This window comes from Candidatus Amarolinea dominans (assembly GCA_016719785.1).
GTDB classification, from domain to species: Bacteria; Chloroflexota; Anaerolineae; order SSC4; family Amarolineaceae; genus Amarolinea; species Amarolinea dominans.
Genome location: JADJYJ010000022.1, coordinates 14,471 through 26,693, shown reverse-complemented (window position 1 = coordinate 26,693; position 12,223 = coordinate 14,471). Strand labels below are relative to the sequence as shown.

General features: G+C 63.4%; 13 protein-coding genes and 2 pseudogenes. 10 read left to right on the top strand and 5 right to left on the bottom strand.

Annotation, left to right across the window (positions count from 1 at the left end; all coding sequences use genetic code 11):
* Positions 1–12: 12 nt before the first annotated feature.
* The 10 genes and pseudogenes from IPM84_20170 to IPM84_20125 all read left to right on the top strand — a co-directional run bounded on the left by IPM84_20170 (position 13) and on the right by IPM84_20125 (position 7,351).
* Positions 13–105 (top strand): annotated as a pseudogene (locus tag IPM84_20170) (alpha/beta hydrolase).
* Positions 106–144: 39 nt separating this feature from the next.
* Positions 145–1,050: a DinB family protein gene (locus IPM84_20165; GenBank protein MBK9095031.1), complete on the top strand. Its 906-nt coding sequence runs from the start codon at positions 145–147 to the stop codon at positions 1,048–1,050.
* Positions 1,051–1,189: 139 nt separating this feature from the next.
* The gene (locus tag IPM84_20160) at positions 1,190–1,351 is read left to right on the top strand and encodes a hypothetical protein (GenBank protein MBK9095030.1); all 162 of its coding nucleotides are present in this window, start codon (positions 1,190–1,192) and stop codon (positions 1,349–1,351) included.
* 107 nt (positions 1,352–1,458) lie between these two features.
* Positions 1,459–2,367, top strand: a complete 909-nt coding sequence (locus IPM84_20155) for an MBL fold metallo-hydrolase (protein ID MBK9095029.1) — start codon at positions 1,459–1,461, stop codon at positions 2,365–2,367.
* Positions 2,368–2,624: 257 nt separating this feature from the next.
* Positions 2,625–3,332: a class I SAM-dependent methyltransferase gene (locus IPM84_20150; protein ID MBK9095028.1), complete on the top strand. Its 708-nt coding sequence runs from the start codon at positions 2,625–2,627 to the stop codon at positions 3,330–3,332.
* A gap of 169 nt (positions 3,333–3,501) precedes the next feature.
* Positions 3,502–3,780: a type II toxin-antitoxin system RelE/ParE family toxin gene (locus tag IPM84_20145; GenBank protein MBK9095027.1), complete on the top strand. Its 279-nt coding sequence runs from the start codon at positions 3,502–3,504 to the stop codon at positions 3,778–3,780.
* A gap of 2 nt (positions 3,781–3,782) precedes the next feature.
* Complete coding sequence (locus IPM84_20140; protein ID MBK9095026.1) at positions 3,783–4,100, top strand: HigA family addiction module antidote protein; 318 nt, start codon at positions 3,783–3,785, stop codon at positions 4,098–4,100.
* A gap of 303 nt (positions 4,101–4,403) precedes the next feature.
* A complete protein-coding gene (locus tag IPM84_20135) occupies positions 4,404–6,221 on the top strand; it encodes a hypothetical protein (GenBank protein ID MBK9095025.1) in 1,818 nt (605 codons plus the stop codon).
* On the top strand, positions 6,193–6,819 hold the full coding sequence (locus IPM84_20130; GenBank protein ID MBK9095024.1) for a hypothetical protein: 627 nt from the start codon (positions 6,193–6,195) through the stop codon (positions 6,817–6,819). The genes IPM84_20135 and IPM84_20130 overlap by 29 nt, the downstream gene beginning before the upstream one ends.
* A 202-nt stretch (positions 6,820–7,021) precedes the next feature.
* Complete coding sequence (locus IPM84_20125) at positions 7,022–7,351, top strand: cupin domain-containing protein (GenBank protein ID MBK9095023.1); 330 nt, start codon at positions 7,022–7,024, stop codon at positions 7,349–7,351.
* A gap of 328 nt (positions 7,352–7,679) precedes the next feature.
* Here IPM84_20125 and IPM84_20120 read toward each other — a convergent pair.
* The 5 genes and pseudogenes from IPM84_20120 to IPM84_20100 all read right to left on the bottom strand — a co-directional run bounded on the left by IPM84_20120 (position 7,680) and on the right by IPM84_20100 (position 11,859).
* A pseudogene (locus IPM84_20120) lies at positions 7,680–8,624 on the bottom strand (NAD(P)H-binding protein).
* The gene (locus tag IPM84_20115; protein ID MBK9095022.1) at positions 8,621–9,946 is read right to left on the bottom strand and encodes an AAA family ATPase; all 1,326 of its coding nucleotides are present in this window, start codon (positions 9,944–9,946) and stop codon (positions 8,621–8,623) included. Before IPM84_20115 ends, IPM84_20120 begins: the two are co-directional and overlap by 4 nt.
* Positions 9,937–10,188 (bottom strand): AAA family ATPase, encoded by a 252-nt coding sequence (locus IPM84_20110; GenBank protein MBK9095021.1) that lies wholly within the window; start codon positions 10,186–10,188, stop codon positions 9,937–9,939. The genes IPM84_20115 and IPM84_20110 overlap by 10 nt, the downstream gene beginning before the upstream one ends.
* A 154-nt stretch (positions 10,189–10,342) precedes the next feature.
* A complete protein-coding gene (locus IPM84_20105; GenBank protein MBK9095020.1) occupies positions 10,343–10,516 on the bottom strand; it encodes a hypothetical protein in 174 nt (57 codons plus the stop codon).
* Between the two features lie 131 nt (positions 10,517–10,647).
* Entirely contained in the window at positions 10,648–11,859 is a 1,212-nt protein-coding gene (locus tag IPM84_20100; protein ID MBK9095019.1) for a CAP domain-containing protein, read from the bottom strand.
* Between the last annotated feature and the right edge of the window lie 364 nt (positions 11,860–12,223).

Genomic DNA, 12,223 nt, shown 5'->3' with positions numbered 1-12,223 from the left:
GAGGCTCTTATCATGGGTACGTTCGTTCTCGTCCATGGTACGTTTCATGGCGGCTGGTGCTGGAAGAAGGTGCTGCCCCTGCTGCGCGCAGCCGGGCATGTGGTATAATTCCCTCCAATTCGCAAACAATCAGAGGAGCACAAGATGACAACCAATTCACCAACCTGGGCCGATACCCTCGTCCATCTCCTTGCGCTGGCTTCCCGGCTGGAGGACGAAGGGCAGTACAACCTCGCCAAGCTGACGCGCGCGATCGCCGATTCGCTGAGCCGCCAGGCTGCCTTTCGGATGGCCGCGCCCATCGGCGCGGATGAACTCGCCGCCGACCTCAAGCAGACCGCGGCCGCGCTTGCCAGCCTGAATGTGAGCGCCGCGGCGCGGTCGGCCCTCGCACAAGGCGCTGACGTGATGGCCGGCGGGAGCATGCCCCTGATCACCACCATCCCGCACCCCCATGTCTGCCGCACCTGCGGGCATCTGCTGCTCGGCGCGCCGGAGACGAACTGCCCGACCTGCGGCGCCTGGCCCGGCACCTACCAACGCTTCATGCCCAACTACTGGCTCGACGCGTTCGAGCCGTTGGCGGCCATCGAACGTCTGCGCCAGACGCCGCTCGACGTGGCAACGCTGCTGGAAGGACTCACGGAGGCGCAGTTGAATCAGGCGCCGGCCGGCGGCGGTTGGGCGATTCGCAACGTCCTGACGCACCTGCGCGACGCGCAAGATGTGCTCGCTTTCCGGCTCGACCTCTTCCTGCAGGAAGAACACCCCCTGCTGGAAGCGAAGGCGGTTTGGACCTGGGCGGCCAACGAGGGGGAGCGCCCGCCCACCGCGCTGGAGATCTTCCGAACCTACCGGGCTGCGCGCAGGGAAACGCTGCACAAGCTGGAACAGATGCCGCTGACGCACTGGTGGCGCACGGGCCGGCACCAGGAGTTCGGCGCCGTGACGCTGCGCCAGCAGGCCAGCTACTTCGCCGCGCACGAGCTGACCCATCTCTCGCAGATCGGCGTGCTGCGCCGCACCTGGCCGTCGAATGGCCCGGCGTGATGTCTGGAAGCGCCCGCGCTGGCCAGCGGCCACCTGCAGGCCGGCGGTTTGGCGGTGCGCGATGACGTGCGCGTGGGTAACAATGTGCTGGTGCAGGGCGGATTGAGCGTCGGGCCAGCCGGCGCGCTCATCGGCGGCGATGCAGCCGTGGAAGGCGATCTGGGTGTGCTCAGCGGCCTGGTACGACCACGACGACGTGCAGCGAGTGGTTGCCGAGCTGCGGACGCTGGCAACCGATGTCACGCTGGAGCTGTGGGGGCCGTCGCCCATCGTGCCGCAGCCCATCCGTCCTGGCGGCTGACGGCGACGAGCGTAGACGCCAGGATTCTACGCCTACCATCTGTACACGGCGCGCCGGCATCTTGGCTTGGCCAGGCGTTACTGTGCTTCGATCGAGGGATGATGATAATGGTCAATCAGCAAGTGAAACCACCCGCGGCTCAATTCCATAGGCAGGTCATCGGCGAGGTCGAGCTGATTGCGCTGAGCGACGGCGGGATCAACTACCCGGCGGCCATGATCTTCGGGAACGTGCCGCCGGAAGGCGCAACGCGTTACGACCTGCCAGGGCGTCAACTGTTTCTCCCCTACACGCTACTCCTCATCAGAAGGGGACGCAGCCTGACGCTGTGCGACGTTGGCGCCGGCGATCTCGGCAACCCGGGCGATCAGGCATTCCCCGGTCTCGACCACAGGACGTCGCGCACCAACTTGTTGGTCCCCAGCCTGTTGGCGGCGGGGATCAATCCGGGCGAGATCAATATCGTCCTCATCACACATGCTCACCCCGATCACGTCGGGGGGATGCTTGACGCTGAGGACCGGCTGGTCTTCCCCAATGCCCACTACACCATCGCGCAAAGGGAGTGGGACTACTGGATGGCGGCCGATCCTGCGACGGCCGGAGCAGCCGCCCTGCGCGGGCATCTCGAGCAACTGATCGCCACGGCCAGAAAGGCACTCGATGCGATTGCCGGGCGCGTCACCCTCGTGCAAGGCGACGAAGAAGTCGCGCCCGGCATTCGCCTGGAATCAACGCCTGGGCACACGCCCGGCCACATGATGGTCACGATTGCAGCGGGCGGCCAGACGGTCTACAACATCAGCGACTTGGTGGTGCATCCGCTGTTCATCGAACACCCGCAATGGGCGCCGACCATTGACATGGATGCCGGGCAGGCCGATGCAGTGCGACGCCGGTTCTTCGCACGCGCCACCGAGGAGAACGCGCTCGTTTTCGGCCATCACCTCGGGCCGTTCCCCAATTTTGGGCGTATCACACAATGGGGCGATGCGTGGCGGTGGCAACCAACGTGAGTAGCTGGCCATCCATGCTCGTCGAAACCGTCGCCATCACCCTGTGCAGCACGGTCGTGAGGGACAATGCCTGAGCTTACCTACGCCTCATTCATGGTCCGCCTGTGGCGCGAGCCGGCCGGGGAAGTCGTGAACCGCGAAGCGCCGGTCTGGATGGGCGAGTTGGAGTCCATCCAGACCGGCCGCGCCTGGCAGTTCCAGGGGCTGGAGCCGCTCTTGCCGCTGTTGGCCGCGCACCGTCCGTGGAGTTACGGACTATGCCTGAAAACACCCGTCTCCCCATCTTTGAGCGCTGGGCCGCGCGCTACGATCAATCGGTGCGCACCGACCAGGGCATCTTTGCCAGCTACGATGAGGTGCTGGACGCGGTCGTCCACGCCGCGGCGGTTGCGCCGGGCATGCGCGTGCTGGAACTGGGCATCGGCACCGGCAACCTGGCCCAGCGCTTCGTGACGTTGGGCTGCGAAGTCTGGGGGACGGACTTCTCGCCGGCGATGCTGGCGATTGTACGGGAGAAGGTCCCGCAGGTCACGCTGATCCAGATGGATCTGACGGCCGATTGGCCGGAAGCCCTGCAGCAGCGCTTCGACCGCATTGTCGCCAACTTCGTGCTGCACGAGTTCGACCTGGCGACAAAAATCAGCCTGTTACAGCGGCTGGCGACCCATCATTTGATGGCGCAGGGGCTGATCGTCGTCGGCGATGTGGCCTTTGCCACGGCCGAATTGCGTCAACAGTCGGGCGCAGAGACGTGGGACGAGGATGAGTTTTACTGGGCAGCCGATGAAACGATGGCCGCCTGCGCCGGAACCGGGCTGGAGATCGCTTTCCAGCCGATTTCCTGGTGTACCGGCGTCTTTGTCGTCCGGTTGAGTTCACCGCTGCAGATGCCGACCGCCGACGTGGCAACGGGTCTCCAGGGGCCGCCGCCAACCGTGCCGCAGCCGATCCGTCCCGGCGGCTAACGACATTCAAGCTGAACAGTTACGATATCAGATAGCTGAGCGCACACTAGGAATCTTGACAGGTGTCACCCTAAGAGTTACAATGGATGTGTAGGTATAGCCGATGGGTAACATTCAGATGCCGGGCACTTGCGACCGATCGTGAAGAACTCCGAACAGGTGGCTCTAGATGATTAAGTCGTTTCGTCACAAAGGTCTCGAGGATTTCTACTATGATGGAACAAAGAAGGGCATACAACCCAAGCATGCCAATCGACTTGCAGACATCCTGGACGTGCTTGACGCGGCCACGTCGATCCAAGACGTGAACTTTCCAGGATCGGGATTGCATCTGTTGCAGCCGAAAGCGGAAAACAGATGGGCAGTTAAAGTCTCCGGGAACTGGCGAGTCACTTTCCGATTCGAGAATGGAGACGCCCATCAGCTAGATTATGAGGATTATCATTGATTATGAGCACCAGGAACAGACCGCCGGCTCATCCCGGCCGTATTTTGAAGAATTTGTATCTCGAGCCCTTGGGCGTAACGAATACCCAGTTGGCTGAGACGCTCGGTGTATCACGCAAGGCGGTCTCGGCCATTGTCAATGAGCACAAGTCGGTCACTCCCGAGATGGCCCTGCGCCTTGCGCGCGCCTTTCCCAACACCGCGCCGGAGTTCTGGCTGAATCTGCAGCGGTCCTACGACCTATGGCACGCAATCCAAAGGTCGCAGGATTGGCAGCAAGTCAGGTCGCTGATAGGACAGTTGGCGGATTCACCTGCGTAGACTAGTTAATGATGAATGACGAATTGGTAAAGGCGGTCCAAGTCGCGCAAAGAGAGGCTCTACCAATCGGTAGAGCCTCTCGGGTTGTCTCTAATTGGCTGGCGCCACCGTTGCGCGCATCTGATCCACCCGCTGTTGCAGCCAGACGTTGACCAGGGTCTGTGTGCTGACCTGGCGTTGCCTGGCGATGCGGTGCAGATCGTTCATCAGCTCCGATTCGATGCCAACCAGGGAGCGCCGTGCGGTAGGACCGAAGAATATACTACGCCGATCAACGTCACGACAAAGTGAAAGGAGCTTGTGATGAATTCGAGGGTTCGTTTCGTGATGTGTGTTGTGGCGCTGATCGCCCTTGCGCTGAGCATTGGGCCGACCAGTGCGCAGGAGGCGCCGGATGGCCCCACCGTAGGCGCGTGCGCCGCGGGGGCCGGCTATGCTTCGGGCTGTGATGTGGACCAGGACAGCGACATTGACATCCTGGATGTGCAGTTGACGGCCGGGCGCTGGAATTCCAGCGGGGCGTACACCTCGGGTCACAACCACTGGGGCGAGACGTGGACTGGCGCAACGAGCGATCACGGTCTGCGGCTGGAGCACACGGCCGCCAGCGGCGCCACCTATGGCATCTACGGCCAAACTGCCAGCAGCAGCGGATACGGGATCTATGGCTACGCCTCTGCCACCAGCGGCTTGAACCGTGGGGTCGCCGGCCGGTCCGACAGTAGCGGTGGTTACGGGGTGATTGGCTATGCCTCTGCCATCAGCGGCTCGAACCGTGGGGTATACGGTCGGTCCGACAGCACCGATGGCCACGGCGTCTTCGGCTGGAACACGGCCACCAGCGGCGCCACCTACGGTGTGTACGGTCGTTCCGACAGCACCGGTGGAATCGGGCTGTACGGTTGGGCGCTTGCCGCCAGCGGCACTACCTACGGCGTGTACGGCAACGCCGACAGCACCGATGGCCGCGGCGTTTATGGCCAGGCCACAGCCACCAGCGGCGCCACCTACGGGGTGTACGGCCACTCCGTCAGCACCGATGGCAATGGAGTCTATGGCCAGGTCACTGCCACCAGTGGCTTTGCCGCAGGTGTGCGTGGGGAAACTGCAAGCACGGCGGGCCCCGGGGTGTTTGGCGAGGCCACAGCCGCCGGCGGTGCAACCTACGGGGTGTACGGTCGCTCGGCCAGTCACGATGGTCGGGGGGTGTTTGGCGCAGCCACGTCCGCCAGCGGTGCAACCTACGGTGTGTACGGCCAGTCCGCCAGCACAATTGGCACTGGCGTGTACGGGTGGTCTACAGCTGGCAGCGGCACAACACACGGGGTGCAGGGCGTGACTGGGAGCACCTCTGGTAGAGGGGTATTCGGCGAAACCACAACCGGCACCGGCGTCACGTATGGGGTGTATGGCTGGTCCGTCAGCAATGCCGGCCATGGCGTGTATGGCTGGGCTTCAGCATCTGCCGGCACAACCTACGGGGTGGAGGGCAGGACTGAGAGCACCTCTGGCCGCGGCGTGTACGGTATTGCTTCGGCTGCCAGCGGCCAGACGTTTGGCGTGCTGGGCGAGTCCACCAGCACCAGCGGCTACGGCGTGGTCGGTCGGGCAACGGCTGCCAGCGGCCAGACGCGTGGCTTACAGGGCGAGTCCACTAGCACCGGCGGCTATGGCGTGTACGGCTATGCCACCGCCGGCAGCGGTACGACTTATGGCGTTTACGGCCTGTCTGGCAGCACCTCTGGCCGCGGGGTGGTCGGTCACGCCAGCGCCCTCATCGGTCCGACTTTTGGCGTTCAGGGCTGGTCTGGAAGCACCGGTGGCATCGGCGTGTCCGGCTGGGCCTCAGCCGGAAGCGGCTGGACTTTTGGCGTTCACGGCGAGTCTTACAGCACCTCTGGCATCGGCGTGTACGGTTCTGCCCCGGCCGCCAGCGGTGCGACTCATGGAGTTTACGGCGAGTCTGACAGCACCTCTGGCAGCGGCGTTTACGGCCACGCCTCAGCCGACAGCGGTGTGACCTATGGTGTTTACGGCCTGTCTAGCAGCACCTCTGGCCGCGGCGTACGGCTACGCCTCAGCCGACAGCGGTGTGACCTATGGTGTTTACGGCCTGTCTAGCAGCACCTCTGGCCGCGGCGTGTACGGCTACGCCACCTCCTCCAGTGGCACCAACTACGGTGTGTATGGGCGGACCGACTCCTCCAGCGGTTATGCCGGGTATTTCGATGGCCGCGTGCACGTCAACGGCACGTTGAGCAAATCGGCCGGTTCGTTCAAGATTGACCATCCGCTTGATCCGGCCAACCAGTATCTCTCCCACTCGTTCGTCGAATCGCCCGACATGAAGAACATCTACGACGGCGTGGCAGTTCTGGACGCCAACGGCGAGGCCGCGGTGACGCTGCCGGCCTGGTTCGAGGCGTTGAACAAGGACTTTCGCTATCAGTTGACGCCCATCGGGGCGGCGATGCCCGATCTGTACATCGCTCAGAAAATCAACAACAACACCTTCCAGATTGCGGGCGGTCGGCCGGGCATGGAGGTCTCCTGGCAGGTGACGGGCATCCGCCAGGACGCCTACGCCAACGCACATCGCATTCCGGTGGAGGAGGCGAAGTCGGCCGAGGAGGCCGGGCTGTACCTGCACCCGCTGGAGTTGGGGCAGCCGAAGGAATTGGGCCTGGATTATCAGCGCAACACCGGCAGTGCGCAATGAGGAGCCGTGGAAACACATCCTGGCGCACCGCGCAATCCTACGACCGCCTGGCGTCTGAAGTCGCTGCAACGACTGCGAGGCCCACCTGCGCGGGCTGCGTCGCGAGACCGAAATGCCCCCGGTGTGACTAATGTCGCTGTGCGCTTTTCGGCGTGTGTGTTACACTGCCGATAACCCTAACGAACGCAAGGAGCATATCATCATGACCACTGCCACCGATACCCCCTTCATCTGCATTGACGACTTGCTGGCCCAACTGCCGGACATCCCGCCAGACAGCATCGTCAGCCGCACCTTCTATGGAGACGATCGCGTCAAGGCTATCCTCTTCGGTTTCGCGGCCGGCCAGGAACTGTCAGAACACACGGCCGCCAGGCCCGCCATCCTGCATTTCCTGCAGGGTCACGCTCGCTTGACGCTGGGCAGCCACGCGACGACCGCCGACCCCGGCACGTGGGTTCGCATGCAGCCCGGCCTGTCGCACAGCGTGTTTGCCGAGACGACGGTCGTGATGCTGTTGTACCTGGTTTAGGTCTCTCTGTAGAACAGGAAAGAACAGGAATGAAATGAGACAACCATGAACTGGAAACAGGTTTTGCAGCAGGCTTCTGAGCGCTTTCAACCTGGACTTCATCGGTTTCACCATCGAGGGCATCACCGTCAACGAGCAGCCTGCAGAGTTCAAACGCAGCGGGCAAGAACTGACGATCACGCTGGCAACGCCACTTGACGCAAACGAGCTCTTCACGGTCGAGGTCACCTACAACGGCGCACCTGAAGCGATTGAATCGGTTGCGATCCCTGTGCCGACCGGCTGGGTGAATTTTGGTCTGGGGAAGTTTCGTGTCACGAGTCGCATCTCAATTGCTTCGATACGCGGCCACGCGATCCTGACGCCGCGCCAATTCGCTCGTGTAGCGCCGGCCCAAGGTGTCAGCATGGGTCGCGATCCACGCGCTGAGCGCGGTTTGCGCCGGCCGGTTGGGCATCCACATAGAGTAGATTCGCCATCAGTCCGGCGATCTCCTCGTGCGTGATGGTCACATCGCCGACCAGCGCGCCGACCGCACGACCGACCCAGTAGCCCACGGCCGGCGGCATGCCGATCACCGGCCGCCGTGCGCCGATCAAGCGGCCGATGGTCCCCACCATCTCCCGGTAGGTGAACGTTTCGGGGCCGATGGCGTTAATGATCGCGTTCTCCCGCGCCAAGCCCCTGCACCACGGCCAGGGCAGCCAGGTCATCCACGTAGATCGGTTGCAGCTTGTAGGCGCCGTCGCCGAAGACGCCGAAGATGGGCAGGCGGCGCAGCAGCCAGGCGATGTTGTTGATAAGGATGTCCTCCTTACCGAAAAGCACCGTGGGCCGCAGGATGGCATACGACAGACCTGACTCGATCAGCGCCCGCTCCAGCCGGGCCTTGCCGCTGAGCTTACTCCAGCGGCGAGTCCTCCGAGGGGTTGGTGATGCTCACATGCACGATCCGCGCCACGCCGGCGCGTTTGGCCGCCTCGAAGAGCACGAGTGTATTGCGCACTGCGTCCGCGTGGCGAAAGAGCGGGTGGTTGAAACGTACCCAATAGGTGTTGTAGAGCACCTCGACCCCCTGCAGCGAGCGCGCCAGCTCGTCAGGCCGGTCGAAGTGGAACGGGTAAATCCGCAGCCGGCCTCCGAACGCGTTGGCGCGGTCGGTCGAGTTGGTGAGAGTGATCGTCGGCTGGCCCTGGGCAAGCAGACGTTGCGCAATGTACTTGCCGGAATAGCCGAACGCGCCGGTGACGGCGTGGATGCGAGCTTCTGTCATTGATTCCTCTGACTTTGTTCAGCCGCCGGTTCTGACTTCCAGTCGCCTATGGCGCGTTTTTCCTTGTCGAAGGCAATGCCGATCAGCACCACCGGTTTGCCGCTGGCGCGGTAGGGCTGATCGTAACCGCGCGCCCGAATCTGATCGAGCGCAACCTGCGCGCTGGTCATCTTGAATTCGATGATGTAGATTCTGTTGGGCAGTTCCAGCACCGCGTCTATACGGCCATGCGCCATGACCTCTTCGGCGTTCACCTCGAAGCCAAGTACGCTGAGGATCAGATAGACCAGTGAATGGTAGTAGGCTTCCAGCGGAAGATGAATGGTGTGAGGAATGCTGGCAAAGATGGAGTTGAGGATCAGCACGAACTCGGCGATGGAATCCCGGCGCAGCGCCTTCTGCAGCCTGCCTGTCAAGGAAGATGGAAGGGCGCCTACCCGTGGCCCCAGATAATCCGCCAGCAAGTATTGCCTGAAAGCCTGTGCCACTTCGTGATTGGGGTAGCCAAGCCGGTATTCGGTGCCAGCGACAGAGGGCAGCCTTTCTCGAACGGTGAGATAGCCGGTCTGAAATAGCAGGGAGACCGCATCTATGTGATTCACGTCGGCCGAATCGAGCAACCGGTTGTCGGCATAGATTTCGTCCAGTTCATAGGCGGCCACCTGGTTGCTGCGCAGGAGTTTGATCAAGAAACTGGGCGTGGCGGTGGCGAACCAGTGATTCTCGAAGCTCTGCAGTTCGAAGAAGACCAGCGTGGAGAAGGGCACGTAGAGCGTCTGCTTGCCATCCCAGGAAAAGCCGTTGTACCAGAAGCGGATGGCCTCCACCATTTCCGCCCGGCTGACGGCGAAGCGCGCGGCCAGGGCTTCGATGCGGTCGGGGAAATAGCGCTCCAGTTCCTCCTGCGTGTAGCCCACCAGGGTGGCAAAGCGCTCATCCAGGGTGATGTCGAGCAGGTTGTTCAGATCGGAAAAGAGCGACAGCTTGCCATATTTGGAGATGCCGGTCAGGAAAGTCCAGTGGATGTGGTTGGCCGCGGTGGTCTTGAGCACGGAATAGAAGTTCTTGAGGGTGGCGATATGCTCGGCCACCTTCTGCTCATTCTCCAACAGGTCGGTGATGGCCCGGTCGTACTCGTCAATCAGTAGCACGATTTTTTGTTCTGCGGACAGGTGAACGATGAGTTCCTGGAATTTCTCTTTGTAGTGTTCAGCCTGCAGTTGAATTTGATGCTCGGCGGCCAGGCGATCCAGGTGATTGGTCAGCGCTCGCTCCAACGGCTGTTCGTGATAATCCAGATCGTTGAAGTTGATTACCAGCACCGGGCGCGGCTTCCAGTCAACCTTGTCTTCGATCCACAGCCCGCGGAAAAGCGCACGATGTCCCTGGAAGAGATGCTGCAGCGTGGAAACCAGCAGCGACTTGCCAAAACGCCGCGCCGCGACAAGAAGACGAAGGTTCCTGTGTTGATCAGCCGGTAGATCTGCTCGGTCTTGTCAACGTAGAGGAAATTGCCTTCGCGCAGCGAGTCGAAGAACTGGATCCCGATCGGCAGCTTTTGCATGGCGGTATTGTAGCACAATTGCGCCAGAAGCTAGAAATCACTCTCACGATCGGGGTTGATTCGCATCGTTATGATCTGTATCGTGCGGGTATTCCATCCACAGAAAACAGGTCATCAAGCAGGCAGCCGGCACTGACTGCCGCCGCCGAGTGAATTAGGGTCGCCCGGCGCTCGCCACCGACGCCGGCCACCAGGACGGCGTCGGAATGGCCCCGCGGCCCGCCAGCTCGCTGTAATGGATGGTCACCAGGCGGTCGCCCTGCGAGGCGCCGACGTTGTACGGCGTCGCATTCGGGTCCGCGCCCTGACCCACCTCTACCCACCACATGTAGACTTCGCCTGACGGCCAGCCGGCGGGAATGCCCGTCAGATTGACGCAAGCCACGTTGCCCAGGAAGGCCGTCGTGGCGGTTTCGCCGGTCAGCCAGTTGTAGAGCGCCAGCCGGTAGGTGTCGGTGGCTACGCCGCGCGGGTCCAGCAGAACTGCGCCGGCAGCGTGACCTCGGCTCCATCCTCTGGCGAGACCAGTGCGACATCGGCCACGTCGAAGTCTCCGCCCCAGGCCGTCGCGCCTGCGGTGTAGGCGGCCAGCCGGTTGCCCCACCAGCTCCACAGATACCCCTCACCAGGGTTGGGGTCGTCGGGGGTGTTCAGGTAGCGCACCGCGTAGAACTCGCCCGCGGCCAGCGCCGGCGCGCCGACGAAGAGATAATTGCCGTTTGCGGCCGTTATCGTCGCGGCCTGTGTGCTCCAATCAGCGCCGTTCCAGCGCCGGAGGTCCAGCCGCAAACCGCCCGCGGCCGCGCCGTGCGAAGTGACCCGACCGTAGATGCCATTGGCGGACGCTGTGGCTGTGGGGGTAGCGGTTGGCGTACGCGTAGGCGTGACGGTCGGCGTGCGGGTACGCGTGGCGGTTGGTGTGTTGGTCGGCGTGCCCGCGGACGCGGTGGGCGTGCGCGTGGGCGTGGCGGTCGGCGTGCGGGTGCGCGTGGCGGTGGGCGTGCTGGTCGGCGTGCCTGCGGACGCGGTGGGCGTGCGCGTGGGCGTGGCGGTCGGCGTGCCTGCGGACGCGGTGGGCGTGCGCGTCGGGGTACGCGTCGCGGTCGGTGTGCGCGGGGGCGTGCTGGAAGCGGCGGAGGTCGGCGTGACGGTCGCGGTGGCCGCGCCAGAACGGCAGCCGAAGTCCTGCGCCCAGTAATGTTTGTAAGTGCTTGCTGCGTTGTAGCCGTAGCCGACGCCAATCTCGCAGACCAGGGGATTGAGGAGATTGGCGCGATGGGGCGGGCTGTTCAGCCAGGCATTCACCACTGCTTCGGCTGAGTCCTGCCCCCAGGCGATATTCTCAGCAATCGTGTAGTGCGGCGAGTAACCGAAGCCGACCAATCTCGTGGTCATGTCACGGCCCAGGCGATCAATGTGGTTGGCGCTGATGTGGTTATACGCCGCCATGTCCCCGGCGAACCAGGCGGCCGCGCTGCCCAGGTTGGCCTGTGTTTGCAGCGGCGGCAGGCCGTTTTGGCTGCGCGCGGCGTTACTCAGCTCGATGACCCGGCGTACAAAATCGTTGCTGGCCGCGGTCGGCGTGGCCGTGGGAGTGCGCGTGGGCGTTGGCGTGGGGCCGCCCCCGCCCGCACGCCGCAACAGCGGCAGATACAGGCGTGGCGATTGCATCCGGAACCGGGCCGCCTGGAAGCTGGTCTGCTGGTCGAAGCTCCGCGGACGCCGAAGGTGTACTCGCCTTCCGGCGAGGTGGGCAGTCGCCCTTCCAGTGTCAGCGTGTTGGCGCCGGGCGCCAGCGTGCGCGTGCCGCTCTCGGAGAGCGCCGGGATCGCCTGGCCGCGCGCATCCACCAGGATCAGGCTGTAGGTCGCGGTCACATCCTGCCCCACGCGGCCGGCGCTGCTGGCGGTATTGCTGATCACTGCGCGCAGACGGATGGACGCGCCGGGCGTCAGTGCAACCGCTGGATTGCCCGCGCCGTCCGTCACCTCGACCGCGGCCATCTGCACAGGCGAGCAGGCGCGGGGTCAGGCCG

Excerpts from the sequence above, each read along its gene's own strand:
- IPM84_20165 (MBK9095031.1), top strand. The coding sequence starts at position 145 with ATGACAACCAATTCACCAACCTGGGCCGATACCCTCGTCCATCTCCTT.
- IPM84_20160 (MBK9095030.1), top strand. The coding sequence starts at position 1,190 with ATGCAGCCGTGGAAGGCGATCTGGGTGTGCTCAGCGGCCTGGTACGAC.
- IPM84_20155 (MBK9095029.1), top strand. The coding sequence starts at position 1,459 with ATGGTCAATCAGCAAGTGAAACCACCCGCGGCTCAATTCCATAGGCAG.
- IPM84_20150 (MBK9095028.1), top strand. The coding sequence starts at position 2,625 with ATGCCTGAAAACACCCGTCTCCCCATCTTTGAGCGCTGGGCCGCGCGC.
- IPM84_20145 (MBK9095027.1), top strand. The coding sequence starts at position 3,502 with ATGATTAAGTCGTTTCGTCACAAAGGTCTCGAGGATTTCTACTATGAT.
- IPM84_20140 (MBK9095026.1), top strand. The coding sequence starts at position 3,783 with ATGAGCACCAGGAACAGACCGCCGGCTCATCCCGGCCGTATTTTGAAG.
- IPM84_20135 (MBK9095025.1), top strand. The coding sequence starts at position 4,404 with ATGAATTCGAGGGTTCGTTTCGTGATGTGTGTTGTGGCGCTGATCGCC.
- IPM84_20125 (MBK9095023.1), top strand. The coding sequence starts at position 7,022 with ATGACCACTGCCACCGATACCCCCTTCATCTGCATTGACGACTTGCTG.
- IPM84_20110 (MBK9095021.1), bottom strand. The coding sequence starts at position 10,188 with ATGCAAAAGCTGCCGATCGGGATCCAGTTCTTCGACTCGCTGCGCGAA.
- IPM84_20105 (MBK9095020.1), bottom strand. The coding sequence starts at position 10,516 with ATGTGGTGGGTAGAGGTGGGTCAGGGCGCGGACCCGAATGCGACGCCG.
- IPM84_20100 (MBK9095019.1), bottom strand. The coding sequence starts at position 11,859 with ATGCAATCGCCACGCCTGTATCTGCCGCTGTTGCGGCGTGCGGGCGGG.